The sequence below is a fragment of the Ornithinimicrobium cavernae genome (genome assembly GCF_003121625.1).
GTDB classification, from domain to species: domain Bacteria; phylum Actinomycetota; class Actinomycetes; order Actinomycetales; family Dermatophilaceae; genus Ornithinicoccus; species Ornithinicoccus cavernae.
Genome location: NZ_QDDJ01000005.1, coordinates 147,670 through 172,760, shown reverse-complemented (window position 1 = coordinate 172,760; position 25,091 = coordinate 147,670). Strand labels below are relative to the sequence as shown.

Here is a 25,091-nt window from a genome sequence, read left to right as displayed (position 1 = left end):
CTGAGTCCGTGTCGAGTGACTCCCTGCCCACCTACGCCGACGTCGAGGCGGCCGCCGCGGTCGTCGCGGGCCGTGCCCACCGGACGCCCGTCCTGCGCTCCCGTCGGCTGGACGAGCGCGCCGGGTGCGAGGTCCACCTGAAGGCCGAGCACCTGCAGCGCGTCGGTGCCTTCAAGTTCCGTGGCGCCCTCAACGCCCTCTCGTCCCTGGACGCCGACCAGCGGCACGCCGGGGTCGTCGCGTTCTCCTCCGGCAACCACGCCCAGGCGGTTGCCCTGGCCGCGCGCGAGCTCGGCCTGCCCGCGGTCATCGTGATGCCGCACGACGCCCCGGCCCTCAAGGTCGCGGCGACGCAGGGTTACGGCGCCGAGGTCGTGCGCTACGACCGTTACACCGAGGACCAGGAGCAGCTCGCGCACGAGCTCGCCGCCTCGCGAGGCATGACCGTCATCCCGCCCTACGACCACCCGAAGGTGATCGCCGGGCAGGGCACTGCCGTCCGGGAGCTGATCGAGGACGCAGGGGAGCTGGACGTCATCGTGACCCCGCTCGGCGGCGGTGGCCTCCTGGCCGGCAGCATCCTGGCGGCCGGTGCCCTGGCACCGGGGGCGCGCCTCTACGGCGTGGAGCCGGCGGCCGGTGACGACGGGCTCCGATCACTGCGCGAGGGGCGGATCGTCACCATCGAGACCCCGCGCACCCTCGCCGACGGCGCGCAGACCACCCATCTGGGACGGCTGACCTTCCCGATCATCCGGGACGGTGTCACCGGGGTCGTGACCGCCACGGACGAGGAGCTCGTGGAGGCCATGCGCGTCGTCGCAGCGGACCTCAAGCAGGTCGTCGAGCCGACCGGGGTGCTGGCCCTGGCCGCGGTGCTCTCGGGCGCGGTGCAGGACACCCGCGGCGCCCGCGTCGGTGTGGTGCTGTCCGGTGGCAACGTCGACCTGCACCGCTTCGCCGAGCTGGTGGGTGCACCCTGACCAGGACCACTCCACAGCGGGTCCCCCGACCGGCCATCCCGCGCGAGATCTGGATCCTGGTCGGCGCCGCGTTCGTCATCGCGATCGGCTTCGGGATCGTCGCGCCGGTGCTGCCCGCCTACGCGCGCTCCTTCGACGTCGGGGTGGCCGCCGCCTCGGTGATCGTCTCGGCGTTCGCGTTCTTCCGGCTCGTCTTCGCGCCGGCCGGCGGGATGCTGGTCGCGCGGCTGGGTGAGCGACCCGTCTACCTCCTCGGGCTGCTCATCGTGGCCCTGTCCTCCTTCGCGACGGCCTTCGCCCAGTCCTACGGTCAGCTGCTGCTCTTCCGCGGCCTCGGCGGCATCGGCTCGACGATGTTCACCGTCTCGGCGATGGCACTGCTCGTCCGGCTGGCACCGCCCACCGCCCGTGGCCGGGTCTCCTCGGCCTACGGGTCGGCCTTCCTCATCGGCGGCATGGTCGGTCCCGTGCTGGGCGGTCTGCTCGCCGGCCTGGGGCTGCGCGCACCCTTCATCGTGTATGGCGTGGCGCTCGTCATCGCTGCCGGCGTCGTCGCCGTCGGGCTGGGTGGGGCGCGGTTGCGACCCGCGCCGGACCGGGCGTCGCGCCCGACGATGACGGTGCGCCAGGCCCTCGGGTCACCGGTCTACCGGGCCGTGCTGGTGTCCGGCGTCGCCAACGGCTGGACCAACTTCGGTGTCCGGATGGCGGTGCTACCGCTGCTCGCCGCAGCAGTGCTGGACCGGCCCTGGGTGGCAGGGGCGGTCCTGGCGGTGGGCGCGGTCGGCACCGCGGGGACGCTGCAGCTGTCCGGACGCTGGGTGGACCACCTGGGCCGCAGGCCCCTGGTGATCGCCGGTCTGCTGGTCATGGCGGCGTCCTTCGCGCTCCTCGGGCTGGCGTTGCACCCGGCGCTGTCGACAACCGCGGGCCTGACCGTGCTCCTCGGTCTGTCGCTGACGTCGGGGATCGGCGCCGGTCTGGTCAACCCCGCCCAGCAGGCGTCCGTGGCGGACGTCGTCGGCCAGGACCACAACGGTGGGACCGTGCTGTCCACCTTCCAGATGTCGCAGGACGGCGGGGCGATCGTGGGCCCGGTCCTCGTCGGGCTGGTCGCCGACCAGCTCGGGTTCGCCACCGCGTTCGCCGTGACCGGGCTGATCTGTCTGGTCGGTGCCATGGCGTGGCTCCGGGCGCCCGAGCCGATGGTGCACCACGCGCCGCCGCCCTCCCGCGACTGATCCCGGCACCCGCGTGGGGTCCGGTCAGCGCACCGGCGACATCGAGACATAGAGCGTGAAGACCGCCGGCTCGGCCTGGGTGAGCTCCAGGCGTCCGCCGAAGGACTCGGCGGTCTCCCGGGCGACGGCCAGCCCCAGCCCGGTGCCGGTGCCGGTCGTGGTGCCCCGTTCGAAGATCACCCGGGCCAGGCGCGGCGGGATGCCCGGGCCCTGGTCAGTCACCTCGATCACGGCCGACGGACCGCTGCGGTGCGCCCGGATGTCGACATCACCGTCCCCGTGCGCCAGCGAGTTCTCGACCAGCGTGTTGAGGATCTGGGAGATCGCGGAGGCGCTGGAGCGGACGATCATCCCCCGCTCGATCGTGGAGTGCAGGGCGCGGCCGGTCCCGGCGAACGACGGCTCCCACTCCTTGAGCAGCTGGGTCAGCACCGTGTCCACGGACACCGACCGGCCGCCGTCGGCGTGCCCGGCGCGGGTGCGGTGCAGCAGGTCGTCCACGACCCCGGCCAGGCGCTCGGTCTGGCCGATCGCGATGTCCGCCTCGTGGCGCGCGGTCTCCAGGTCGTCGGACTCGCTGATCTCCTCCAGCCGCAGCAGGAGGGCGGCGAGAGGGGTGCGCAGCTGGTGCGACGCGTCGGCCGCGAAGGAGCGTTCTGCCGTGAGAGCACGCATGAGCGCGTGGTGGTTGCGGTCGAGGACGCGGGAGAGGCTGTCGATCTCCTCCATGTCGGAGGTGAGGGGCACGAGTTCGTCGGTGAGCGGCTCGAACGCGAAGCCTCCGGCGCCGTACTCCTCGGCACGCTGGATCAGCTGGCGCATCGCCTGGGCCGTGCGCCCGGCGCGGCGCTCGGCCAGCCGGAGCATGGCATACCAGGTCACCGAGATGACGATGGCCGCGGTGAGCAGGATCGCGAAGCCGAGCACCCACGGGGTGACCAGGGGGTCGCCGTTGGCCGCGCGGTCGCGCTGGACCTTGAACAGCAGCGTGGCGACGACCCAGGAGAGCCCGAGGCCGAACACCGCCGAGCCGACCCCGGCGACGAGCGCCAACCACCGGAACTCGGCGCCCACGGGAGTGGCTAGCTCTCCGGCTCGTTCTCGAAGCGGAAGCCGACACCGCGGACGGTGACGATGTGCTTCGGGTCGGCCGCGTCGTCGCCGATCTTGCGGCGGAGCACGGACACGTGCATGTCCAGGGTCTTGGTGGAGCCGTACCAGGCGGAGTCCCAGACCTCGCGCATGAGGTCCTCGCGGGAGACGACCCGGCCGCCCTCGCGCATCAGCACCCGGAGCAGGTCGAACTCCTTCGCGGTGAGCTGCAGCTCCTGCCCGCGGAAGAAGGCCCGGCGCGCCTTGGTGTCGATGGAGATCGGACGCTCCTGGTCGTCCTCGCGCCCCTCGCCGCCGCGTCGCAGCAGCGCACGCACGCGCGCGAGCAGCTCGGCGAGGCGGAACGGTTTGGTCACGTAGTCGTCGGCACCGGCGTCCAGGCCCACCACGGTGTCGACCTCGTCACCGCGGGCGGTGAGGATCAGCACCGGGCTGGTGAGCCCGTCGCGACGCAGCTGGCGACAGACATCGAGGCCGTCGACATAGGGCAGCCCCAGGTCCAGGATCACCAGGTCCGGCGGCTGGGCGGTGGCCGTCGTGAGCGCCATCCGCCCGTCACCGCAGACGTCCACCTCATAGCCCTCCCGGCGCAGCGCCCGCGCCAGCGGCTCGGAGATCGTCTCGTCGTCCTCAGCCAGCAACACCCTCGTCATGAGGTTGATGATACGTAGTCCCGGGCGCGAATCACCGGCACCCTGGCCTAACCGGGCCAGTTGGGGGTGCGCTTCTCCGCGAACGCCGCCACTCCCTCGGCCCGATCGGCCGAGAACGCCGTGGCTCTCCAGGCAGCGTCCTCCACCTGGAGGCCGGCCTGCAGGTCGAGGCCGGCGCCCAGCCGCATCGCACGCTTGGCGTTGCGCACGCCGACCGGGCTGTGACCTGCCACGACGCCCGCCAGCTCCAGTGCCCGGTCACGCGCGGTCCCGGCGGCGACGAGCTCGTCGAGGATCCCGAGCTCGAAGGCCTCCCTCGCGGGCATCTTGGCCGCGGTGAAGATCGCCTTGGCCGCCCTCGACCATCCGACACGCCGGGTGAGCAGCTGCGTGCCGCCTCCGCCCGGGATGACACCGACCGAGACCTCCGGCAGTCCGACGAGGGCACCCTCGCCGGCGATGATCACGTCGCAGGACAGCGCGATCTCCAGGCCGCCGCCGAGCGCGAACCCCTCGACGGCCGCGAACGCCGGCACCGGCAGGTCGAGCACCCCGCCGTAGGCCTGCTGCGTGATCGGCCGCTGCCGCATGAGGTCGGCGTCGGTGAAGGAGTTGCGCTCCTTGAGGTCGGCGCCGACGCAGAACGCCTTGGGGTGTGTGGAGGTGACCACGACGGCCCGGACAGTCCGGTCGGCCGCCAGCGCGGCCGTCGTCGAGGCGATCTCCTCGGCGAAGGCGGTGGAGATCGCGTTCATCGCCTCCGGTCGGTCCAGGGCCAGCTCGACGACGTGGCCGCCGTCCCCGTGGCGGGTGACCCGGAGCATGGTCGGAGAGTCGTCGTGCGTTGCCTGGTCGCTCATGGCGCCAGGCTATCCAGCCGGTCGGACGTGCACGACGTCGCCCGCCAGGTGGACGGTCCGCCGTCCCTCCCCCTCGACGACCAGCGCACCCGAGTCGTCGATGTCGACGGCCGTGCCCGTCCTGGTGCCTCCCTCCGGCAGGTGCACCTGCACCCGCTGACCGAGGGTCGAGCACTGTCCCACGTATGCGGCTCGGCCGGCAGCCAGGTCGCTCACCAGGTCTGCGAGCCGGTCCAGGTAGTCGGTCACGAGCTGTTCGCGCGCGCCGTCGGGCAGCAGCGCACCCCGCTCACCGCCCCGGGCGAGCCGCCACGACGTCGCGGTCGGCACGGGCAGTTGGTCACGGGTCTGGTCGATGTTGATGCCCGCACCGACGACGACCACCGGACCGTGAGCCCCGCCAGGCAGCGCCTGCGCGAGCACCCCGCAGATCTTGCGCCACTCACCGTCGTCCTGCGCCAGGACGTCGTTGGGCCACTTGAGGACGGCCGGCACGGCATACCGGCTGTCCGTCAGGGCCCGTGCGACGGCGAGTCCGGTGACCAGGGGGACCCACCCGATCAGCCGCGGGTCCGGCGCCGGGATCACGACACTGATGGCGACCGAGGTGCCCGGCGGGGCGGTCCAGGTCCGACCGCGACGTCCCAGGCCGCCGCTCTGGTGGTCGGCGACGACCACCCGGCCCGGGCGCGGGTCGCGGGCGGCCAGGAGATTGGTGGAGTCGGTGCTCGGGAGCCACTCCGGGCGCTCCCAGGTCAGGTGGGTCACCCGGTCAGGTTAGGACGCCGCGCGCGGTGCCCGTCGAGGGCACGGCTCCCGACCATGGTGCGGGGACGGCCCGCCCCCTAGCCTGAGGGGGTGATCGATGGGGAGAGTGGACACGCAGACGTCATCGTGGTGGGCCTGGGCGCCATCGGGTCCAACGCGGCCTGGCGGCTGGCCCAGCGTGGGGTCCGGGTCATCGGCGTCGACCAGCACGAGCCCGGTCACCCGTGGGGCGGGTCGCACGGCAGGACCCGACTGTTCCGGGTCGCGTGCCTCGAGCACCCGGGCCTCGTGCCCATCGCACTCCGCGCCCGTGAGCTGTGGCGCGAGCTGTCGGCGCTCAGCGGTCAGGAGCTGCTCCTGGAGACCGGCAGCATCATGATCGGGCCGCCGGGGTCGCGCATCATCGAGGGCACCCTGGCCGCTGCGCGCGAGCACAACCTGCCGGTCGAGCGGCTCACCCCGGAGCAGATCGCCGAGCGCGCTCCCGGCCACGCCCGTCTCGATCCCGGCGACGTCGGCGTGTGGGACCCGGACGGCGGCGTGCTGCGCCCCGAGGCCGCGATCGTGGCCGCGACCGAGGCGGCCCGCGCCGCCGGGGCCGAGGTGATCACCGGCGAACGGGTCAGGTCCGTCGAGGCCGACGCCCGGGGTGTGACCGTCCGCCTGGCTGACCGGGACCTGCGGGCCGACCGGGTCGTCCTCGCCGCCGGCCCCTGGCTGGCGGGGTTCGTCCCCGGCCTGCCGCTGACACCCCACCGCTACGTGATGACCTGGTTCCGCGCCCGTGACGGCCACGAGGCCGGCCTGGACCGGCTCCCCGTCTTCATCCGCAGCGCCCCGGGGACCACGGAGTGGATGTGGGGGCACGGCGCGCTGCCCGGCGACCTGGCCAAGGTCGGTGACGAGTTCGACGGGCCCTTTGACGCCGACGACCCCGACGCCATCGACCGGGAGATCCACCCGGGCGACACCGACCACATCCGCGACCTGGTGGCGGCGACCTTCGACGACCTGGAGCCCGAGCCGGCCGAGCAGGTCACCTGCGTCATGGCACACACCCCGGACGGTCAGTTCGTGGTCGGCCCCACCGACGACACGGGCCGCGTCGTCGTTGCCGGAGGCTGCTCAGGCCACTCGTTCAAGCACGCGTCCGCGCTGGGAGAGCTCGCCGCGCAGTGGGTGAGCGGTGAGGAGCTGTTCACGGACACGAGCTTCCTCGACCCGCGCCGGTTCCACTGACGCCCGCGGGATAGGTTGTCCCCCATGACTGCGGACCCCCAGGACGCCACCGCACCCGACATCCACACGACTGTGGGCAAGCTCGCCGACTACCGTGCGCGCGTCGAGGAGGCGGTGCACGCCGGCTCCGCGCGTGCGGTGGAGAAGCAGCACGCCAAGGGCAAGAAGACGGCCCGCGAGCGCATCGCGATGCTGCTGGACGAGGGGTCGTTCACCGAGCTGGACGCGCTGGCCCGGCACCGGTCGACAGCGTTCGGGCAGGAACAGAGCCGCCCCTACGGCGACGGGGTGGTGACCGGCTACGGCACCGTCGACGGACGCCCGGTCGCCGTCTTCGCCCAGGACTTCACGGTCTTCGGCGGCTCGCTCGGTGAGGTGTTCGGCGAGAAGATCGTCAAGGTGATGGACCTGGCGATGAAGGTCGGTTGCCCGGTGGTCGGGATCAACGACTCCGGCGGTGCACGGATCCAGGAGGGCGTGGTCGCCCTCGGGCTCTACGCCGAGATCTTCAAGCGCAACGTCCACGCCTCCGGGGTGATCCCGCAGATCTCGCTGGTCCTGGGGCCCAGCGCGGGCGGCGCGGTGTACTCCCCCGCGATCACCGACTTCGTCGTCATGGTCGACCAGACCTCGCACATGTTCATCACCGGTCCCGACGTCATCAAGACCGTCACCGGTGAGGACGTGACCTTCGAGGACCTCGGCGGCGCCCGGACGCACAACACGGTCTCCGGGGTCGCCCACTACATGGGCAGCGACGAGCAGGACGCCATCGACTACGTCAAGGAGCTGCTGGCCCACCTCCCGCAGAACAACCTGGAGGAGCCGCCGGTCTTCGAGACCGACCCGGACATGAGCGTCACCGACGAGGACCTCGAGCTGGACGCGCTGATCCCGGACTCGCCCAACATGCCCTACGACATGCACACCGTGATCCGTCACGTGCTGGACGAGGGTGAGTTTCTGGAGGTGCAGCAGCTCTTCGCACCCAACATCGTGTGCGGCTTCGGCCGGGTCGAGGGCCGCGCGGTCGGCATCGTGGCCAACCAGCCGATGCAGTTCGCCGGGACCCTGGACATCAACGCCTCCGAGAAGGCCGCCCGCTTCGTGCGGACCTGCGACGCGTTCAACGTGCCCATCCTGACCTTCGTCGATGTGCCCGGGTTCCTGCCCGGCACCGACCAGGAGTTCGGCGGCATCATCCGTCGTGGCGCCAAGCTGCTCTACGCCTACGCCGAGGCGACCGTGCCGCTGGTCACCGTGATCACCCGTAAGGCCTACGGTGGCGCCTACGACGTCATGGGGTCCAAGCACCTCGGCGCCGACATCAACCTGGCCTGGCCGACCGCCCAGATCGCGGTGATGGGGGCCCAGGGCGCGGCGAACATCCTCTACCGCAAGCAGCTGGCCCAGGCTGCCGCGGAGGGACGCGACGTCGACGCCGAGCGCGCCGCCCGGATCCAGGAGTACGAGGACACCCTGGCCAACCCCTACATCGCGGCCGAGCGCGGCTACGTCGACGCGGTCATCGCCCCGTCGGAGACGCGGGTCGAGATCATGAAGGCCCTGCGCACCCTGGCCACCAAGCGGGACACCCGACCCCCGCGCAAGCACGGGAACATCCCGCTGTGAGCACCGAGCAGACGTCCACGCCGACCCTCAGGGTCGTCTCCGGCAAGGCCACACCCGAGGAGATCGCGGTGCTGGTGGCCGTCCTCACCGCGGCCTCCGCGGGTGGGAACGGTGGCGCTGCGCCGTCCCCTCGCCGGTCGCTCTGGAGCGACGCCTCACGCGTCCCCGGGAGCAGGGTCGCTCCCGGCCCCGGGGCCTGGCGCGCCTCTGGCCTGCCCCACTGAGGCGGGCGTCCTGAGCCACTGAGCCTGGCCTGACTCACCCTACGTGCACGGCCCCTCCACGTGCCGGCATCCTGCACACGCCACCTCGCGGGGTCGGCTCAGGCGGGTCGGCGGCCCGTGCGGCGCTCGAAGGACTCGGCCAGCTGAGCCAGGTCGGGCCCGGCGAGGGCACCGGAGGCGATCACCTGCTCGGCCAGCTCGAGGTCACCGGTGAGCGCCCGGAACAGCCGGGGCACGGTGATCCCGTGGTCCGGGACGTCGAGAACCGTCACGGGATCGCCGGTGAAGATCTCGCCCGGGAGCTCCACCGAGCAGTAGGCACCGGTCAGCCCGCGGACCGTGAACCGCTTGATCCACTGCCGCTCCCCCAGGTGCCCGGCGAAGGTACGGCACGGGATACGGGGACCCGCGACCGTCAGTGCCGCGCCCGGGCCGGCAAGGTCGCCGAACACGAGCCGGGTGCCCACGACGAGCCCGTCGACGTCCAGACCGGTCGTGGTGACGTTCTCCCCGAAGATCCCTGAGCGCAGCGACCGCCCCAGCTCGGACTCCCACCAGTCCAGCTCCTCGCGGGCGAACAGGTACACCGCCTTGTTGTCACCACCGTGGAACCGGCGGTCCCCGATGTGGTCCCCGACCACACCGCTGCCCAGGCCACCCGCCTTCGGTCCCGGCGCCCGCACGGTCAGCGAGCTGACGGCATACTTGTCGATCCCGGTGGTCCCCGTCGGTGCACTGGTGTGCTCCGTCACCACGGCCTTTCCGACGTTCACGGACAGGACACGGGGCTGGTTCTGCATGGCCGCCACCGTACGCGGCCGCCCACCGCGTCAGGACGGGAGGATGCCGTAGGCGTGCGTGGCGGTCACCGACAGCACCAGGCGCTGCTCGGCCACCATCGCCGTGCGGAACTCCTCCCAGTCCGGGTGCTCCCCCGAGAGCGTGCGGTAGAGGTCCACGAGTGCGTCAGCCGCCGCGTCCTGCGGGTCGGTGGTCACCCTGCCGAGGGCGGCGTCGCCGTCGACCACGAGGTACTCCCAGCGACCGCCGGCCACCATCAAGGTCGCGCGGGGGTCGCGCCCCAGGTTCCTCGTCTTGGCCCGGTCCCCCGTGACCGAGACACGGAACGTATCGGTGCCGGCGTCGAAGTGGTAGCCGACCTGGGACAGCTGCGGTCGGCCGTCCCGTTTGAGCGTGGCCAGCGTGGCCAGGTCGTGGGCGGTCAGGAACTCGCGGTGCGCGTCGGTGAGGGCCATGGCGCCAACGTAACGAAATTCGCTGCCCGCACGGCCCCGCTGGGATAGCGTCGACCCGTGACCGACACCACCAGCCGTCCCCCCACCGCCATCGACCGGATCGCCGAGGAGCACCTCCAGGCGGGCATCGATCTGAGTCCGATGACCGCGACCTATCTGGGTGTGCCGGGGCGCACCGACGAGATCGACGACCTGTCCACCACGGGGCTGCAGGCGCTCGTCGACCTCAACGGCCGGACGCTCGCCACGCTGGAGGGCGTCCCGGTCGAGGACGACGTGGACCGGGTGACGCTCGCGGCGCTGCGTGAGCGTCTCTCGCTGGAGGTCGAGGTCCTCGAGCGGGTGCTGGCCGGCACGGACCCGGTCGAGCTCAACGTGATCGCCTGCCCGGTGCAGTCCGTCCGCGACATCTTCGACATCATGCCCAAGGAGACCGCCGAGGACTGGGGTGTGATCACCCGTCGCCTGCGGGCCGTGGGCCCGGCCCTGGAGCAGTATGCGGGAGCGCTGGCCTTCTCTGCCGGGCGCGGCCAGGTCTCGCCCCGCCGCCAGGTCGAGAAGGTGGCCGAGCAGTGTGCTGACCAGGCCGGGGAGGCGTCCACCTACGGGGCGCTGCTCACCGAGGCGCAGGGCCAGTCCGAGGAGCTGCGCGCGGAGCTCGCGGCGGCCGTCGAGGACGCCAAGGGGGCCTTCGGCACGCTGGCCAGCTATCTGACGGACGAGCTGCTGCCGCAGGCGCCGGAGTCGGACGCGGCGGGTGTCGAGCGTTACCGGCTCGCCTCCCGCAGCTTCCTCGGGGCGGAGATCGACCTCGCGGAGACCTACGCGTGGGGCCTGGAGGAGGTGGCGCGGATCGACGCGATGATGCTGGAGACGGCGCAGGCCATCCGGCCGGGGTCGACGGTCAAGGAGGCCATCGCGGTCCTCGACGACGACCCGCGCTACCAGATCAAGGGCACCGACGCCCTGCGCGAGTGGATGCAGACCACGGCCGACGAGGCGGTCGCCAACCTGGCCGACACGCACTTCGACGTGCCCGAGCCGGTCCGCCGGATCGAGTGCATGATCGCGCCCAGCCAGACCGGCGGCGTCTACTACACGGGGCCGAGCGAGGACTTCTCACGGCCGGGCCGCATGTGGTGGTCGGTGCCCAAGGGCGTCACCGACTTCACCACGTGGCGCGAGCTGACGACCGTCTACCACGAGGGCGTCCCGGGCCACCACCTCCAGATCGGGCAGACGGTCTACCGCGGCGAGCTGCTCAACCGGTGGCGCCGGCTGGCCTCGTGGACCTCCGGTCACGGCGAGGGCTGGGCGCTATATGCCGAGTGGCTGATGGCCGACCTGGGCTACATGGACGACCCGGGCAACCGGATGGGCCTGCTCGACGGCCAGGCGCTGCGGGCGACCCGCGTGGTGCTGGACATCGGCATCCACTGCGGCTTCGAGGCGCCCGAGGAGGTCGGCGGGGGTGAGTGGACCTATGACAAGGCGTGGGAGTTCCTCAACAACCACACCAACATGGACGAGGGCTTTGCCCGGTTCGAGCTGGACCGCTACCTGGGCTGGCCGGGACAGGCGCCGGCCTACAAGATCGGCGAGCGGCTGTGGCTGGGGCTGCGCGACCAGGTCCGCGAGGCCGAGGGCGACGCCTTCGACCTGAAGGCGTTCCACCGACGCGCCCTGGACATCGGTGGCGTCGGACTGGACACACTGCGGCAGGCGGTCCTTGGCAAGCTCTGAGCTGTGGGCACCAGACCGGGGGCAGACGGACGGCTGACCAGTGGTGCGTTCGCTCGGGCCACCGGGTTGTCCACCAAGGCGCTGCGGCTCTACGACGCCTCCGGCCTGCTGACGCCGGCTGAGGTGGACCCGAGCTCTGGCTACCGCTACTACGCGCCGGGTCAGGTCGACCACGCCCGACGGATCGGCCTGCTACGCCAGGCGGGCATGCCGCTGGCCCGGATCCGGGTGCTCACCCGGGCCGAGGATGCGGAGGCGGCCCTCCTGCTCGGGCAGTGGTGGTCTGCGCAGGAGGAGGAGACCGCCCAGCGGGCCGGCATCGTGGCCTACCTGCGGGACGCCCTGCTCGAGCGTCCCCGGCCGGCCTTCCCGGTGCACCTGCGACACGCGCCCGAGCGGACCCTGGCCAGCATCACCGCGCACGTCAGTCAGCAGGCCCTGGTGCAGACGATCATCGAGTTGCGGACCCACGTGCGCGAGCACCTGCAGCAAGCCGGGGCTGTGCACGGGCCTGAGCACTGGGTGCTGTACCACGGTGTCGTCACCCCGGACAGCGACGGCCCCATCGAGGTCTGTGTCCCCTACGAGGGCGAGGTCACACCATCGCGCAGGATCGTGCTCCGGGTCGAGCCCTCACGCCGGGAGGCGGTCGTCGCGCTGACCGCGGAACAGTGTCGGTATCCCCCGATCCTGGACGCCTATGCCACCGTGGAGCAGTGGATCGGTGAGCACGGTCGACCGGATGGACCACCCCGTGAGATCTATCCGGTCCCCTGGGACGAGCGACCAGACGCCGGTCCCGTTGCCGAGATCGTGCGCCCCTACCGCCCCGCCGGGACCCGTGGCACCGGGACCCGTGGCACCAGGACCCGATGACTTCTGGCACCCACGGCGGTCCCAGTTCCAGCACTGCGAACAGCCGCAGTCGACCGGAAGGAAACACATGGGCCAGCTCATCTGCTCGATGATCACCTCACTCGACGGCTATGCCGAGGCCGCGGAGGGAGACCTCGGCACGGGAGCCGCCGATGACCCCGAGGTGCACACCTTCATCAATGACCTCTTCCGGCCCGTCGGCACCTACCTCTATGGGCGACGGATGTACGAGACGATGGTCTACTGGGAGACGGCCCACACCGCGCCCGACCTTCCGCCGCACGTCCGTCAGTACGCCGACGACTGGCAGGCCGCGGACAAGGTCGTCTACTCCACGACGCTGGAGACGGTGGCCAGCGCGCGGACCAGGATCGAGCGAAGCTTCGACCCGGAGAAGGTGCGCGCACTCAAGTCCGAGTCCGACCACGACCTCACCGTCGACGGACCGACCCTCGCTGCCCAGGCGGTCCGGGCCGGCCTGGTGGACGAGTACCACCTGTTCATGACCTCGACCGCGGTCGGCGGCGGCAAGCGGTTCTTCCCGGAGGGCGTCCGTCTCGAACTTGAGCTGGTGGAGCAGCGGGCCTTCGACAGCGGGCTGATCTACGCCCGCTACCGCACCCGCTGAGCGGCACGGCACGAGCCCGCGCGCAGTCGTGTTGACCCTGCCCCTGGGGCAGGGTGCACGCTGCAGTCATGACCGAGACAGAACCGTTCCGGCCCTCCCGCCACACCCGCTACAGCGATCCGGGCCCGTGGGGGCACCTCCTCGCGGCGGTCGACCCCGACGTCGAGAGCGTGTCCGCAGCAGCGCGCAACCTCATCGTCCACTATCGCGAGGACCAGGCTGTGCTGCCGCCGCATACTCGCTCGGACATCCACGGACGGTGGCTCGTGCGCACCCTCGACCGCGACCAGGAGCGTCACGGCTCCAGACTCGCGGAGCATCGCGAACTGACCGAGCGCGTCCAGGGCTGCTGCCGCGACCACGCCCTCTTCGCCTGCGCGGTGCTGCGGCAGCACGGGATCGCCGCTCGGGGGCGGGTCGGCTTTGCTCGCTATCTCAACCCGGGCTTCTGTCACGACCACGTCGTCGTCGAGGCCAGACTGCCCGCCGGCGGTGGTCGGTGGGTGCGGTTCGACCCGGAGCTGACCGGGCCGCGCGGGACCCTGGAGACGCCGATGGACATGCCGTTCGGGCTGGAGTCGCCCTTCATCACCGCCGCGGAGGCCTGGCGCGGGTGGCGGGCTGGCGACCTGGACGCCCAGGAGTTCGGAGCCTGCCCGAACAGCCCGGTGCGCGGGCCCTGGTTCATCCAGAACTACGTCCTGCGGGACGTCGCTCACCGGCACGGCGACGAGCTCCTGCTGTGGGACGCCTGGGGAGGCATGGCGGCACCCGGGGAGCAGCTGTCCCCGGAGACGGTGGCGCTCACCGACCGGGTCGCCGCGCTGACGGTGGCTGCCGATGCCGGCGCGTCAGCGGCCGAGGCCGAACTGACCAGGCTCTACACCACGTCGCCGCGGTTGCGGCCGGGTCCCACAGTGCGGCGCCACGACCCGTTTGCCGTGCAGGCACCCCCTGTGGTGGAGAGCCTCAGCGCACCGCGACCCGCGGTATAGCCGGCCGCGTCTCTGCACCGACCTATCCGTCGCGCTCCTGTGCTCGCTCCTGGTCAGACATCCCTGCGTCCTGGTCAAACATCCCTGCGTCGCGCGCCATGGTCATCGTCGTGCTGGCGCCGTCCAGCTCCTCCCGGATGATGTCCGCGTGCCCGCTGTGGTGCGCCGTCTCGCGGAACATGTGCAGCAGGATCCGGCGGACGCTCTGGTGTCCCGGGTCGGGCGCCCACGGCGCCCTGGGCAGCGGGATCAGCGCCTCCAGGTCAGGCACCTCGCGGATGAAGGCATTGGTCCGCGCGGCCTGGGCCGCGAACTCCTCCAGCCACTGCTGGAACGTCTCCCCCTCGGTGAGCTCGTAGGCGTGCTCGGCGGCGGCCATGTCGAACTCGGCGTCCGGGTCCGCCTCCGTGATGGTCCTGAGCCATCCCTGCTCGTTGAGCGTGACGTGCTTGAGCAGGCCTCCGAGCGTCAGCTGGCTCGAGGTGCTGCGGGTGCGGGCCTGCTCCTCGCTCAGGCCACGCATCGCGATCAGCAGGTTGTGCCGCTGGTCGTCATAGATCTCGACGAGCGTCTCGCGCTCACTCGCCCCGGGCCTCTGCGCATCCGTCGTCATCCTCCGACGGTAGCGCCGACCACTGACATCACGCCGCGCGAGCGCGGCGTGGGCCCGCCCTCGGACACGGCGCCCGCCAGCCGCAGAAAGGGTTCCGGCCAGTCGCTCAGAAAACAGGTTGTCACAGGTCTGCACTGTGCCCTACTCTTCATCTATTCAAATTTGATCACTCGGAAGGGGTCCCCATGATTCACGCACGAGGTCTCAAGCAGACCTTCCTGACCGGCCAGGGCAGGCACAAGACACCGGTCCACGCCGTCGCCGGGGTCGACCTCGATGTCGCCGAGGGTGAGGTCGTCGGCTTCCTCGGCCCGAACGGCGCTGGGAAGACCACCACCCTGCGGATGCTCACCACGCTGCTGCGCCCCACCGAGGGGACGGCGACCGTGGCCGGCTATGACGTCGTCTCCCAGTCCCAGCAGGTGCGTCAGCGGATCGGCTACGTCTCGCAGGTCGGCTCCACGTTCTCCGCGGCCTTCGCCGGGGACGAGGTTGCCGACCACGGCATGCTCTACGGGATGTCCAGGGCGGACGCCGTGCGCCGGGGCCAGGAGCTCTTTGAGCAGCTGGACCTCCAGGGGCTCTGGAGGCGGATGCCCCGCAGCATGTCCGGCGGCCAGAAGCGGCGCCTCGACATCGCCATGGGCCTGATCCACGACCCGGGTCTGGTCTTCCTCGACGAGCCGACCACCGGTCTCGACCCGCAGGCAAGGGCCAACCTCTGGGAGCACATCGCGGGCCTGCGTGCCCGGCGCGGCGCGACGGTCTTCCTCACCACGCACTACCTCGACGAGGCCGATGCTCTGGCCGACCGGATCATCATCATCGACAAGGGCCGCATCGTGGCCAGCGACACCGCCGACAACCTCAAGGCGCAGGTCTCCGGTGACCTGGTCGACCTCGAGGTCTCCTCCGATGCCGAGGTGGGCGGCGCCCGGGCGCATCTCGAGGCCATCGCGAGCGACGTGAGCGTCGAGGGGCGCCACGTGCGCGGGCGGGTCCCGCGCGCCGGCCGTGAGGTGCCCGGGCTGCTCCGGGCCCTGGTCGGCAGCGGCACGACGCTGGACTCCATCGAGGTCCACCGCCCGACGCTGGACGACGTCTTCCTCACCCTCACCGGGCGCTCGCTGCGCGACGCCGAGACCACCACCGACCCGGCGCCAGAGGGTGCCGAGACGATCCTCGAAGGAGCGACCCGATGACCTTCCTCCGCGAGTCCTTCATCGTGTTCCGCCGACAGCTCCGGATGAACCTGCGCAACCCGGCGTGGGTCCTCATCGGGATCCTGCAGCCGGTGCTCTACCTGTTCTTCTTCGGCCCGCTGCTCGAGCCGATCGTCGCCAGCTTCCCGGGCGCCCCCGACAACGCCTACACGTTCCTCGTGCCCGGACTGCTGGTGCAGCTCGGCATGTTCGGGGCGTTCTTCGCCGGTTTCGGTCTCATCGCGGAGTGGCGCGAGGGCGTCGTCGAGGCCGAGCGGGTGACCCCCGCCAGCCGGACAGCCCTCCTGGTGGGACGGCTCATGCGTGACCTGCTCCAGCTCCTGGTCCAGGCGCTGATCCTGGTGGGTCTCGGGTTCGCCATGGGCATGCGTGCCCCGCTGCGCGGCGTGCTGCTGGGGGTCGGCCTGACGTTGTTGATCGGCGGGGCCTGCGCCGCTGCCTCCAACGCGCTGGCGCTCACCACCAAGAGCGAGGACGTCATGGCGCCGGTCATCAACATGGTGATGATGCCCGTGCTGCTGCTCAGCGGGATCATGCTGCCGATGACACTGGGCGCCGACTGGCTCCAGCGCACCAGCGACTTCATGCCGTTCCGCTGGGTCGTCGACGCGGTGCGCAACGGCTTCGCCGGCGACTTCGCCACCAGCGGCATCATGTGGGGTGCCGCATGGTCCGTGGGCCTCTGTGTCCTGGCCATCTGGTGGGGCACCGCAGTCTTCCGGCGCGAGAACGCCTAGAGCTCTCCGGCAGCACGCCAGCACCTAGGATCGGGCGATGGCCGTCAACGTCACCCGGATGCTCCTGCTGGGGGCAGTGGCCATGTTCGGGCCCGTCAACGGCTACCAGATCCGTCGCGAGCTGGTGTCCTGGCAGATCGACCAGTGGGCCAACGTGCGCCCGGGGTCCATCTACCACGGCCTGTCCAGCCTCGCCGAGCGCGGGCTGCTGGTGCGCCACGAGGTGGTCGACGGCACCCGGGACGTGTCGGTCTACGAGCTCGCGGCGCCCGGGCAGGCGGAGCTGTCCCGCCTGCTGCGCGAGGGGCTGGAGACGGTGACGCTCTATGACAGCCGCGGCTTCTCGGCGGCCTTCAGCATGCTGCCGCTGGCCGGCGACGAGGCCGTCCCCGCGCTCGAGCGCCGACGGCAGGCCCTCCAGGAGCACCTGGCGGGCCTGCCGGAGCCGCCGCCGGCGGGTCAGCAGCCCCGACCCCCACGGGCGACCACGGCCGCCGAGGACCTCGGCCCGCCGCACGCCCGCAGGATGCTGGCCCTCTGGGGCCGCAAGCTGACGACCGAGCTGCACTGGCTCGAGGAGGTCCTGGCAGACCTCGTCTCCGGGGCCCTGCCCTACCGGCTGGACGACGACTGGGCCTGGCAGCCCGCCGAGGACGATCCCGGCTGGCAGATGGACCAGGACCGCGAGCGCTACCGTCGGCTGCTGGAGCAGCAGCGCTGAGGCGGTTCCGGGCGATACCGTGGGCCGGTGCCTGCCTCCCTCGTTCTCGCCTCTGCCTCCCCCGCCCGACTGTCGACGCTTCGCTCGGCCGGGGTGGATCCCCGGGTGGTCGTGTCGTCGGTCGACGAGACCGCGGCGCAGACCGCCGCCGAGCAGGCCGCCGGTGGTCCCCTGGAGGCCGCGGACGTGGCGCTGCTGCTGGCCAGGGCCAAGTGTGAGGACGTCGCGGCCACCGACCCCGGGGGCGACGTCGTCCTCGGCTGCGACTCGGTCCTGGAGCTCGATGGTGAGGTCCACGGCAAGCCTGCCGACCCGGCCGAGGCGGTCAGCCGCTGGCAGCGCATGCGCGGGCGCTCCGGCATACTCCACACCGGTCACTGGGTGGTCGACCTGCGCGACGCCGGCAACGGCGGGACGGGTGGCACGGTCGGTGCCACGTCCTCGACGCTGGTGCACTTCGCGGACCTGTCCGATGAGGAGATCGAGGCCTATGTGGCCACCGGCGAACCGCTGCGCGTGGCTGGGGCCTTCACCGTCGACGGACTCGGCGGGCCCTACGTGCGCGGCATCGAGGGCGACTACCACACGGTTGTCGGCGTGAGTCTGCCGCTGCTCCGCAACCTGCTTGACGACCTCGGGATCCCCTGGCACACACTGCGATCGGCCGTATGACGCACGGCCGGCAGAGCGGACCGGCGCGCGGCGCCCCGCCGCGCGTCCTGCTCGCCTCGGCGGTCGAGACCCTGGGCACGGACGTGGTGCTCGACTGGTGCTGCCGGCTCGTGCTGGATCGGGAACGACCGGACGACCCCGACCTCGCCTGGCTGGGCGGCACCGAGGACTGGCTGCCCTACTGGCGCCGGGTGTGGGGCGCCCGCGGCCTGCTCTACGTGTGGGACGACCAGGCGCTCGCGGCCGTCGCGGCAGCGCTGGCCGACCCCCACTGGCGGGTGCGCGAGATGGCCTGCAAGGTCGTGCGTGCCCACGCCCTGACTCCCCTGATAGGTGAGGTGGCGGCGCTCCGGGACGACGAGAACGCCCGGGTGCGCGCCGCCGCCGAGCGCGCCCTCGTGGCCCGGCGAGGGCGGTGCGCACCGGGGCGGTCCAGCGTAGGGGCCTGTCGCGGGACGACGGACCAGGTGCAGAGACGGGTGACTGAGTCATCCCATGACTCAGTCACCCGTCCCCAAGACGTGCCGGACCGGTTGGTCCCGGTTACGTTTGACGGCATGGATGGCGACCTGCCCGACGACGCGCACCGCACCCCGCCGGATGTCGACGAACTGACGATCGAGGCGCTGGGCAGGCTCAGCGAGGCGCTCGAGAAGGTGGAGATCGCCCGGGGCGACCTCTACCGGTTCCACCAGATGACGGGGTCGGCCGACTTCGCGCTGGGGGACGCGGTCGACCTGCTCCGGCGTGCCGGCCACGACGAGATCGCCGACCGGATCGACACCGAGCTCGTGGGCCGCAACGTCCTACCCGGTCGGTGGAGCTTCCAGGTCGTCGAGGACTACGACGACACCTACTGGTCGGTGTTCCGCCGGTTGGAGCAGGAGGCCCGGGAGGCGCTCGTGGGCGGCACCCGCCACCTGCACGAGGCCCGCCTGAAGCAGCAGCGCCGCACGGTCGGCCTGCCCGGGCACGAGGCGACCCCGGCGCAGGACCAGGGCTAGCCACACGACATGGGCGTGCTGCTCGCCCTCGGTTCCTCCGCCGCCTACGGGTTCGCCGACTACTTCGGGGGTCTGCTGTCCCGTCGGCGCAGCTTCCTGGTGATCGCCCTGCTGAGCCAGACCGCCGGCCTGGTGCTGAGCCTCGTCGTGGCGGTGCTCCTGCGCTGGGGCCTACCCCAACCGGCGGACCTCGCCTGGGGTGCGTTGTCCGGTGTGGGCACCGGCCTGGGCATGATCTTCCTGTACCGCGGGCTGAGCCGTGGCGACATGAGCGTCGTCGTGCCGGTCAGCGCGGTGGGCGGTGTCGCCCTGCCGGTGCTGGTCGGTGTGGGTGTGCTCGGCGACCGGCCCTCCGCGCTGGCCTGGCTGGGGATCGCAGCGGCCGTGCCCGCGATCTGGCTGGTCTCCCGGTCCCGTGGGTCCACGCGGTCCGGCACAGCCGACGGCGTGACCGACGCGCTCGTGGCCAGCGTCTGGATCGCCCTGCAGTACACCGCCCTGGCCCAGGCGGGCGCCGAAGCCGGCCTGTGGCCGATCGTGGCCGGCCGCCTCGCAGCCGCAGTGTGCATCCTCCCGGCCGTCGTCACCTCCGGTCCCCATCAGCCACTGGGCCTGCGCCTGTCACTGGGAGCCGTCGGCACCGGAGCGCTGGCGACGCTCGCTCTGCTCCTCTACCTGCTCGCCACCCGCGAGCAGCTCATGACGACAGCGGTCGTCCTGTCCTCGCTGTACCCCGTCCTCCCCGTGCTCCTGGGCATCACGCTGCTGCGGGAGCGCCTGAGCCGTGCCCAGGTGGTGGGCCTGGTTGGGGCTGCAGCCGCCATCGTGCTCGTCTCTGCAGGGTGAGGGTGCCGCGGGCCGGCCGTCCCGGCGCGGCACCTGAGGGTGCAGCACGCCGGGACGACGGTCAGCTCAGCGGACGCCGATCCGGTCCAGGACGACCTCGGCGCGCTCGGCCATGAGGTCATGCCCGTCCCTGGTCAGGTAGCCCTGCTGGCGCAGCCTGTTGTCCAGGGCCCGCTGCTCGGCCAGGAACTGCGAGCGGTTGTTCCACCTCTGCCCGAACTCGGTCAGACTGACCGGGTTTGCGACGCCGTTCATGTCGCCGGGAGCGGCGGCACCGAGGAACTCCGCGACGCCGGACTCCAGCAGCCCGTATCGCACACCGCCGAGGGCGTTGCCCGCCTCGTCCCGCGCGAGGTTCCCGTCGGCATCGCGCTCGAACCAGCGGCTGTCCGGCAGCGCCGTGTCGCGCTGGTGCGCGTCGACGAGCGCCTGGGTGGCGGCCCACATCGCGGGCTCGCCGGGGTAGGGCGTGTAGACCGACGGGAAGACCCGGGCCGGGCGGCCGGCCCTGAGGAGCTCGGCGTTGTCCGGCACGACGGGCGACATCGAGTAGGTGTGCGACGTGCCCGGAACCTGCCAGACGCGGGCGTCGCCGTCCAGCTCGCGCGGGAGCAGCGCGACCTTCGGGAACAGCAGCGCGTCGCCCTCGGTGTCGACGCTGAGCCACGGCACGTCCACGTCGACCGGCTCCTGTGGGCCCTCGAGGAAGGCCAGGCCGAGCCCGTCGTCGACCAGCGCGGGGTTCTGGAACTCGGCGTCGCTGATGGGGCGCTCGACCCAGTTGGCCGCGGCCGTCAGGTAGCCGTCGAAGACGTGGTGCCCGTTGGCCGCGGTCACCGCCTCGTGGAAGTGGTTGACGTAGGTGTTGAGATACATCCCGGACTGGGACTGGCCGACCAGCAGCATCGTCCGGACCTCGGCCCCACCGAGGAGCTGGCTGCCCGCGACCGGGTCACGCAGGGCGTTGCCGGTCTGGGTGAAGATGTCCCAGGCCAGGCCGGACTCGGTGCAGGGCACCACCTGCCACACGCCGCCCGGTGCCTCGAGGTCCACAGGCGTCCGCTCGCACTCCTCGTCCTGCCAGGTGAGGTCGTCGTAGCGGGCCGGGTCGAAGGTGTAGAGGGCGTCGACGTTGATCGGCTTACTGGTCACCCCGACGTAGGTGTGGTTGTTCTCGAGGATGGTGCTGTACAGCCGGCGCCACATGTCCTCGATGTCGTAGCCGTTGGACGCGTTGTAGATGTCGACGATCACGGTGCCGGAGGCCCGCTGCTCCTGGGCTGGACGACGAACCAGGATGCGGTTGGTGTAGGGGACCTCGCTGCGCTGGACGCCCAGGCTGCCGTCGGCCTTGGTGTAGACGTTGGCGTAGCCGGAGAGGAAGAACTCCTCCTCGACGTAGCCGTGGCCCTCGAGGTCGACCGGCACGCGCGCGTGGTCGGCCGCGTTGAACGGGTAGGAGTCGGTCGTGCGCGGGACGTGCACCACCGACGGCACGGCCGTCAGCTCGTCGAGGGCATCGCCGGGATCGGCCGCTGCCCCCGTGACCGGGGCGGCCGACAGGACCAGGGCGGCGACGGCTGTGGCGACCGTCGCTCGGTGGGACGCAGACATGGGAAGGCTCCTTCGGGACGAGGTCGACAAGGGGGTCGATCGTCCCCGAGCCTCACCGAGCGCCCGCCGCACGCAAGGGTGTTGCCGCATGTTGCCCCCGGCCCCCGCCCAGGCGGGGTCAGACCGGCGGGACCGCCCGATGACGGGAGGAGAAGTGCCGGTCCCGGCGCGCGGCATACCGCAGCCGGTGCAGCAGCTCCGCCCGGAGCGCGTCGGCCTCGACGACCCCGTCGATCACCAGGTCGGCGGCGAGCCGCTCCAGGTCGACGTCCTCCTCGTACTCCGCGCGACGCGCGGCCACGAACGCGGCGCGCTCGTCCGGGTCGGCGATCTCGGCGATCTTGTTGGCGTAGACCGCGTTGACCGCCGCCTCGGGGCCCATCACCGCGATCTTGGCGGTCGGCAGTGCCAGGGTGGCGTCCGGCATGAACCCCGGGCCGCCCATCGCATACAGGCCGGCGCCGTAGGCCTTGCGGACCACCACGCAGAACTGCGGGACCGTCGCCTCGGAGACGGCCGAGACCATCTTGGCCCCGTGCCGGATGATGCCGCCGCGCTCGACCTCGGAGCCGATCATGAAGCCCGGCACGTCGGCCAGGTAGACCAGCGGGATCCCGAAGGCGTCGCACAGCCAGATGAACCGGGTGGCCTTGTCGGCGGAGTCGGTGAACAGCACCCCGCCCTTGACCGCGGAGTTGTTGGCGACGATCCCGACGGTCTCCCCCGCCATGCGGCCGAAACCGATGACCAGCTCCGCGGCGAACAGCGGCTTGATCTCGAAGAAGCTGTCGTCGTCGACCAGCCCGTCGATGACCTCGCGGATGTCGAACGGCAGTGACTCCGACTCCGGGACGGTGTGCCGGGTCAGCGGCGCCGCCGGCTCCTCGGCCTCGTAGCGGGGGACGGGGCTGCGCCAGTTGTCCGGCACGTAGGAGAAGTACAGCTTGGCCAGCTCGATCGCCTCGGTGTCGTCGGCGGCCAGCAGGTCACCGACACCGGAGACGGTGCAGTGCATCCGGGCGCCGCCCATCTCCTCGAGCGAGACCTTCTCCCCGACGACCATCTCGGCCATCCGCGGACTGCCGAGGTACATCGAGGCGTTGCCCTCGACCATGATGATGAGGTCGGTGAAGCTGGGGATGTAGGCACCACCGGCGGCCGACGGGCCGAACAGGCAGCAGATCTGCGGCACCTTGCCGGACAGCGCGACCTGGTTGTGGAAGATCCGCCCTGCCCCGCGACGGCCGGGGAACAGCTCGACCTGGTCGGTGATGCGCGCGCCGGCGGAGTCGACGAACCAGAAGATCGGGAGCTCCTCGCGCAGGGCCGCCTCGGTGGCCCGGATGATCTTCTCCACCGTCCGGGCGCCCCACGAGCCGGCCTTGACGGTCGGGTCGTTGGCCACCACGATCGCGGGGCGGCCGTCGACCTCGCCGCGACCGGTCACCACCCCGTCCGCGGGCAGCCCGGTCGCAGTCGCGTTGGCGTAGCGGCCGTCCTCCACGAAGCTGCCCTCGTCGAAGAGCAGGGCGATCCGGTCGCGGACATAGAGCTTGTTCTGGCTGTCGAGCTTGGCCCGCGCCTTCTCCGAGGGTGCCTGGGAGTCCTGGTATGCCGTGGCGAACCGGCGGCGGACGTCCCCCACCCGGGCGTCGGTCCCCTCGGTGGGGTCGGCGAAGGGCGCCTGGCCGGGATCGGGCTGGGAGGTCATAGCGCTCATCGTGTCAGGTGTCGGGCTCAGGCGGCCGGCAGGCCGAGGCCGCGGGCGATCAGCATGCGTTGGACCTCGGAGGTGCCCTCGCCGATCTCCAGGATCTTGGCGTCGCGGTAGAACCGGGCGACGGGGTACTCCTCCATGAAGCCGTTGCCGCCGAAGACCTGCGTGGCCATCCTGGTGGCGGTGACGGCGGACTCGGTGGCATACAGCTTGGCGATCGCGGCGGCCTGCTTGACCTCCGCCACCGAGCGCCTGCCCGCGGCCTGCTGCTCACGCAGCCAGGCGGCCTTGTAGACCAGGGCCCGGGCGGCCTCGGTCATCACCGCGATGTCGGCGACCTGGAACGAGACACCCTGGTAGGTCGCGATCGGCCTGCCGAAGGCCAGGCGCTCCTGGCTGTAGCGGGTGGTCTCCTCCAGCATCCGCTGCAGGCAGCCGACGGCGAGGGCGGCGATCGCGATGCGACCGTCGTCCAGCGTCTTCAGGAACTGCTTGAACCCGTGGCCGCGCTCGCCGAGCAGGTTCGCCTCGGGGACCCGGGCGCCCTCGAAGGTGAGGCCGTGGGTGTCGGAGATGTGCCAGCCGAGCTTGCGGTAGGGCGGCTCGACGGTGAACCCGGGCGTGCCGTTGGGCAGGATGATCGCGCTGATCTCGGGCCGGCCGTCGGCCAGCTCCCCGGTCCTGGCGGTCACCGTGACGACGGACGTGATGTCCGTGCCGGAGTTGGTGATGAACGACTTGGCCCCGTTGACGACCCACTCACCACCCTCCAGGACGGCGCGGGTGCGCGTGGCGCCGGCATCCGAGCCGGCCTCGGGCTCGGTGAGACCGAAACCGGCGAGCGCTTTGCCCTGCACCAGGTCCGGCAGCCAGCGCTCCTTCTGCTCCTGGGAGCCGTAGGTCTGGATCGGGTTGATGCCCAGGCCGACCCCGGCCTCCAGCGTGATGCCCATGGCCTGGTCGACCCGGCCGAGCTCCTCGATCGCCACGCACAGGTAGGAGAAGCCCTCGTGGCCCATCCCGGCGCCACCGAACTCCTCGGGCGCCTCCAGACCGAAGAGGCCCAGCTCGCCCATCTTGGGCACGAGGTCGGCCGGGAAGTGGCTGGTGCGGTCCCACTCCTCGACGTGCGGGGCGATCTCGGCCTCCGCGAAGTCGCGGACGAGTCGACGGAAGTCCTCGTGGTCCTTGCTGAGCTCGAACATCGCTGGCCGGCCTCTCTTCGGTGCTTGACGTTAACGTCAACGTAAAGCACGATGGGTGGCTATGACAAGTGCGCAGGCCGCGGCCCCTCACCCACCGAGCACCTGGACCATCGCGGAGATGGCCGAGGAGTTCGGGATCACGCACCGCACCGTGCGCCACTACGAGGAGCTCGGCCTGATCTCGCCCGAGCGCCGCGGAACCCAGCGGATCTACCACCGCCGGGACCGCATCCGGCTCGCCCTGATCATGCGGGGTCGGCGGCTCGGGTTCCCGCTGGAGGAGATCCGCACGATCATCGACATGTATGACGAGCAGCCGGGTGAGGCCGGTCAGCTGCGGTACCTCCTGGCCCAGATCGACGACCGCCGCCAGGACCTGGAGAGCCGGCGCCGCGATATCGAGGACTCCCTCGCCGAGCTGGAGGAGCTGCAGCACCGCTGCCAGGAGGACCTGCGGCGCCTCGGCTCACGCCGGCCCTCGTAGCGGTCTCCCACACCTCACTGCGTGAGACCGCGGCCCTTGCGGCG

Annotated in this window: 26 protein-coding genes; 16 read left to right on the top strand and 10 right to left on the bottom strand. The window is 71.6% G+C overall.

The window, feature by feature from the left end; all coding sequences use genetic code 11:
- The first annotated feature begins 8 nt into the window (after nucleotides 1–8).
- Both DA085_RS07075 and DA085_RS07070 read left to right on the top strand, forming a co-directional pair.
- Nucleotides 9–983 (top strand): threo-3-hydroxy-L-aspartate ammonia-lyase, encoded by a 975-nt coding sequence (locus tag DA085_RS07075; protein ID WP_109472246.1) that lies wholly within the window; start codon nucleotides 9–11, stop codon nucleotides 981–983.
- Complete coding sequence (locus tag DA085_RS07070; protein ID WP_109472245.1) at nucleotides 980–2,224, top strand: MFS transporter; 1,245 nt, start codon at nucleotides 980–982, stop codon at nucleotides 2,222–2,224. Before DA085_RS07075 ends, DA085_RS07070 begins: the two co-directional genes overlap by 4 nt.
- 24 nt (nucleotides 2,225–2,248) lie before the next feature.
- Here DA085_RS07070 and DA085_RS07065 read toward each other — a convergent pair whose 3' ends face one another.
- Genes DA085_RS07065 through DA085_RS07050 form a run of 4 tightly spaced genes read right to left on the bottom strand, consistent with a single transcriptional unit; the run spans nucleotide 2,249 to nucleotide 5,618 of the window.
- Complete coding sequence (locus tag DA085_RS07065) at nucleotides 2,249–3,298, bottom strand: sensor histidine kinase (protein WP_109472244.1); 1,050 nt, start codon at nucleotides 3,296–3,298, stop codon at nucleotides 2,249–2,251.
- Nucleotides 3,299–3,306: 8 nt separating this feature from the next.
- Nucleotides 3,307–3,990 carry a response regulator transcription factor gene (locus tag DA085_RS07060; RefSeq protein WP_109472243.1) on the bottom strand — a complete coding sequence of 228 codons (684 nt, stop codon included), beginning with the start codon at nucleotides 3,988–3,990 and terminating at the stop codon, nucleotides 3,307–3,309.
- 47 nt (nucleotides 3,991–4,037) lie between these two features.
- Entirely contained in the window at nucleotides 4,038–4,850 is an 813-nt protein-coding gene (locus DA085_RS07055) for an enoyl-CoA hydratase/isomerase family protein (protein WP_109472242.1), read from the bottom strand.
- A 9-nt stretch (nucleotides 4,851–4,859) separates the two neighbouring features.
- The gene (locus tag DA085_RS07050; RefSeq protein WP_109472241.1) at nucleotides 4,860–5,618 is read right to left on the bottom strand and encodes a biotin--[acetyl-CoA-carboxylase] ligase; all 759 of its coding nucleotides are present in this window, start codon (nucleotides 5,616–5,618) and stop codon (nucleotides 4,860–4,862) included.
- Nucleotides 5,619–5,708: 90 nt separating this feature from the next.
- Between DA085_RS07050 and solA the strand changes: the two genes are divergently transcribed.
- From solA to DA085_RS07035, 3 genes are read left to right on the top strand one after another with little or no spacing between them, the layout of a single operon-like run.
- Nucleotides 5,709–6,857: an N-methyl-L-tryptophan oxidase gene (solA, locus tag DA085_RS07045; protein ID WP_109472240.1), complete on the top strand. Its 1,149-nt coding sequence runs from the start codon at nucleotides 5,709–5,711 to the stop codon at nucleotides 6,855–6,857.
- 24 nt (nucleotides 6,858–6,881) lie between these two features.
- Complete coding sequence (locus DA085_RS07040) at nucleotides 6,882–8,489, top strand: acyl-CoA carboxylase subunit beta (protein ID WP_109472239.1); 1,608 nt, start codon at nucleotides 6,882–6,884, stop codon at nucleotides 8,487–8,489.
- The gene (locus tag DA085_RS07035) at nucleotides 8,486–8,713 is read left to right on the top strand and encodes an acyl-CoA carboxylase subunit epsilon (protein WP_109472238.1); all 228 of its coding nucleotides are present in this window, start codon (nucleotides 8,486–8,488) and stop codon (nucleotides 8,711–8,713) included. Before DA085_RS07040 ends, DA085_RS07035 begins: the two co-directional genes overlap by 4 nt.
- Nucleotides 8,714–8,811: 98 nt before the next feature.
- Here the strand turns inward: DA085_RS07035 and DA085_RS07030 are convergent, their stop codons facing one another.
- Nucleotides 8,812–9,513 (bottom strand): MOSC domain-containing protein, encoded by a 702-nt coding sequence (locus DA085_RS07030; protein ID WP_109472237.1) that lies wholly within the window; start codon nucleotides 9,511–9,513, stop codon nucleotides 8,812–8,814.
- 30 nt (nucleotides 9,514–9,543) lie between these two features.
- A complete protein-coding gene (locus tag DA085_RS07025) occupies nucleotides 9,544–9,969 on the bottom strand; it encodes a PPOX class F420-dependent oxidoreductase (protein WP_109472236.1) in 426 nt (141 codons plus the stop codon).
- A 57-nt stretch (nucleotides 9,970–10,026) separates the two neighbouring features.
- Here DA085_RS07025 and DA085_RS07020 point away from each other — a divergent pair, with 57 nt between their 5' ends.
- The 4 genes from DA085_RS07020 to DA085_RS07005 all read left to right on the top strand — a co-directional run bounded on the left by DA085_RS07020 (nucleotide 10,027) and on the right by DA085_RS07005 (nucleotide 14,211).
- Complete coding sequence (locus DA085_RS07020; RefSeq protein WP_237565358.1) at nucleotides 10,027–11,712, top strand: DUF885 domain-containing protein; 1,686 nt, start codon at nucleotides 10,027–10,029, stop codon at nucleotides 11,710–11,712.
- A gap of 3 nt (nucleotides 11,713–11,715) precedes the next feature.
- A complete protein-coding gene (locus DA085_RS07015; protein WP_109472235.1) occupies nucleotides 11,716–12,588 on the top strand; it encodes a MerR family transcriptional regulator in 873 nt (290 codons plus the stop codon).
- A gap of 67 nt (nucleotides 12,589–12,655) precedes the next feature.
- Nucleotides 12,656–13,216, top strand: coding sequence for a dihydrofolate reductase family protein (locus DA085_RS07010; RefSeq protein ID WP_109472234.1), 561 nt, complete (start codon nucleotides 12,656–12,658; stop codon nucleotides 13,214–13,216).
- 68 nt (nucleotides 13,217–13,284) lie between these two features.
- Nucleotides 13,285–14,211, top strand: a complete 927-nt coding sequence (locus DA085_RS07005; RefSeq protein ID WP_109472233.1) for a transglutaminase-like domain-containing protein — start codon at nucleotides 13,285–13,287, stop codon at nucleotides 14,209–14,211.
- A gap of 22 nt (nucleotides 14,212–14,233) precedes the next feature.
- Here the strand turns inward: DA085_RS07005 and DA085_RS07000 are convergent, their stop codons facing one another.
- Complete coding sequence (locus DA085_RS07000) at nucleotides 14,234–14,824, bottom strand: DinB family protein (RefSeq protein ID WP_109472232.1); 591 nt, start codon at nucleotides 14,822–14,824, stop codon at nucleotides 14,234–14,236.
- 185 nt (nucleotides 14,825–15,009) lie between these two features.
- Here DA085_RS07000 and DA085_RS06995 point away from each other — a divergent pair, with 185 nt between their 5' ends.
- The 6 genes from DA085_RS06995 to DA085_RS06970 are packed head-to-tail and all read left to right on the top strand — an operon-like array spanning nucleotide 15,010 to nucleotide 20,027.
- Complete coding sequence (locus DA085_RS06995; RefSeq protein ID WP_109472231.1) at nucleotides 15,010–16,026, top strand: ATP-binding cassette domain-containing protein; 1,017 nt, start codon at nucleotides 15,010–15,012, stop codon at nucleotides 16,024–16,026.
- Nucleotides 16,023–16,784: an ABC transporter permease gene (locus tag DA085_RS06990; RefSeq protein ID WP_109472230.1), complete on the top strand. Its 762-nt coding sequence runs from the start codon at nucleotides 16,023–16,025 to the stop codon at nucleotides 16,782–16,784. The genes DA085_RS06995 and DA085_RS06990 overlap by 4 nt, the downstream gene beginning before the upstream one ends.
- 37 nt (nucleotides 16,785–16,821) lie before the next feature.
- Entirely contained in the window at nucleotides 16,822–17,505 is a 684-nt protein-coding gene (locus DA085_RS06985; protein ID WP_109472229.1) for a PadR family transcriptional regulator, read from the top strand.
- Between the two features lie 27 nt (nucleotides 17,506–17,532).
- Nucleotides 17,533–18,177, top strand: coding sequence for a Maf family protein (locus DA085_RS06980; protein ID WP_109472228.1), 645 nt, complete (start codon nucleotides 17,533–17,535; stop codon nucleotides 18,175–18,177).
- Nucleotides 18,174–19,181 (top strand): hypothetical protein, encoded by a 1,008-nt coding sequence (locus DA085_RS21925; protein ID WP_337189764.1) that lies wholly within the window; start codon nucleotides 18,174–18,176, stop codon nucleotides 19,179–19,181. The genes DA085_RS06980 and DA085_RS21925 overlap by 4 nt, the downstream gene beginning before the upstream one ends.
- 9 nt (nucleotides 19,182–19,190) lie before the next feature.
- Nucleotides 19,191–20,027, top strand: coding sequence for an EamA family transporter (locus DA085_RS06970; RefSeq protein WP_109472227.1), 837 nt, complete (start codon nucleotides 19,191–19,193; stop codon nucleotides 20,025–20,027).
- A 66-nt stretch (nucleotides 20,028–20,093) separates the two neighbouring features.
- Here DA085_RS06970 and DA085_RS06965 read toward each other — a convergent pair whose 3' ends face one another.
- From DA085_RS06965 to DA085_RS06955, 3 genes are all read right to left on the bottom strand, one after another.
- Nucleotides 20,094–21,641: an alpha/beta hydrolase domain-containing protein gene (locus DA085_RS06965; RefSeq protein ID WP_109472226.1), complete on the bottom strand. Its 1,548-nt coding sequence runs from the start codon at nucleotides 21,639–21,641 to the stop codon at nucleotides 20,094–20,096.
- Nucleotides 21,642–21,759: 118 nt separating this feature from the next.
- Nucleotides 21,760–23,352, bottom strand: a complete 1,593-nt coding sequence (locus DA085_RS06960) for an acyl-CoA carboxylase subunit beta (RefSeq protein ID WP_109472225.1) — start codon at nucleotides 23,350–23,352, stop codon at nucleotides 21,760–21,762.
- 26 nt (nucleotides 23,353–23,378) lie between these two features.
- Nucleotides 23,379–24,563, bottom strand: a complete 1,185-nt coding sequence (locus DA085_RS06955; RefSeq protein ID WP_109472224.1) for an acyl-CoA dehydrogenase family protein — start codon at nucleotides 24,561–24,563, stop codon at nucleotides 23,379–23,381.
- Nucleotides 24,564–24,624: 61 nt separating this feature from the next.
- On the opposite strand from DA085_RS06955, the gene DA085_RS06950 reads away from it, so the two are divergent.
- Nucleotides 24,625–25,047 carry a MerR family transcriptional regulator gene (locus DA085_RS06950; protein WP_109472223.1) on the top strand — a complete coding sequence of 141 codons (423 nt, stop codon included), beginning with the start codon at nucleotides 24,625–24,627 and terminating at the stop codon, nucleotides 25,045–25,047.
- Nucleotides 25,048–25,091: the final 44 nt, after the last annotated feature.

What these genes read in the sequence shown, in the direction of transcription:
- DA085_RS06950 (WP_109472223.1), top strand. Translation starts at nt 24,625, where the DNA reads ATGACAAGTGCGCAGGCCGCGGCCCCTCACCCACCGAGCACCTGGACC.
- DA085_RS07010 (WP_109472234.1), top strand. Translation starts at nt 12,656, where the DNA reads ATGGGCCAGCTCATCTGCTCGATGATCACCTCACTCGACGGCTATGCC.
- DA085_RS06970 (WP_109472227.1), top strand. Translation starts at nt 19,191, where the DNA reads ATGGGCGTGCTGCTCGCCCTCGGTTCCTCCGCCGCCTACGGGTTCGCC.
- DA085_RS21925 (WP_337189764.1), top strand. Translation starts at nt 18,174, where the DNA reads ATGACGCACGGCCGGCAGAGCGGACCGGCGCGCGGCGCCCCGCCGCGC.
- DA085_RS06955 (WP_109472224.1), bottom strand. Translation starts at nt 24,563, where the DNA reads ATGTTCGAGCTCAGCAAGGACCACGAGGACTTCCGTCGACTCGTCCGC.
- DA085_RS06995 (WP_109472231.1), top strand. Translation starts at nt 15,010, where the DNA reads ATGATTCACGCACGAGGTCTCAAGCAGACCTTCCTGACCGGCCAGGGC.
- DA085_RS07060 (WP_109472243.1), bottom strand. Translation starts at nt 3,990, where the DNA reads ATGACGAGGGTGTTGCTGGCTGAGGACGACGAGACGATCTCCGAGCCG.
- DA085_RS06960 (WP_109472225.1), bottom strand. Translation starts at nt 23,352, where the DNA reads ATGACCTCCCAGCCCGATCCCGGCCAGGCGCCCTTCGCCGACCCCACC.
- DA085_RS07025 (WP_109472236.1), bottom strand. Translation starts at nt 9,969, where the DNA reads ATGGCCCTCACCGACGCGCACCGCGAGTTCCTGACCGCCCACGACCTG.
- DA085_RS07055 (WP_109472242.1), bottom strand. Translation starts at nt 4,850, where the DNA reads ATGAGCGACCAGGCAACGCACGACGACTCTCCGACCATGCTCCGGGTC.
- DA085_RS06990 (WP_109472230.1), top strand. Translation starts at nt 16,023, where the DNA reads ATGACCTTCCTCCGCGAGTCCTTCATCGTGTTCCGCCGACAGCTCCGG.
- DA085_RS07005 (WP_109472233.1), top strand. Translation starts at nt 13,285, where the DNA reads ATGACCGAGACAGAACCGTTCCGGCCCTCCCGCCACACCCGCTACAGC.
- DA085_RS07030 (WP_109472237.1), bottom strand. Translation starts at nt 9,513, where the DNA reads ATGCAGAACCAGCCCCGTGTCCTGTCCGTGAACGTCGGAAAGGCCGTG.
- DA085_RS07000 (WP_109472232.1), bottom strand. Translation starts at nt 14,824, where the DNA reads ATGACGACGGATGCGCAGAGGCCCGGGGCGAGTGAGCGCGAGACGCTC.
- DA085_RS06985 (WP_109472229.1), top strand. Translation starts at nt 16,822, where the DNA reads ATGGCCGTCAACGTCACCCGGATGCTCCTGCTGGGGGCAGTGGCCATG.
- DA085_RS07040 (WP_109472239.1), top strand. Translation starts at nt 6,882, where the DNA reads ATGACTGCGGACCCCCAGGACGCCACCGCACCCGACATCCACACGACT.
- DA085_RS06965 (WP_109472226.1), bottom strand. Translation starts at nt 21,641, where the DNA reads ATGTCTGCGTCCCACCGAGCGACGGTCGCCACAGCCGTCGCCGCCCTG.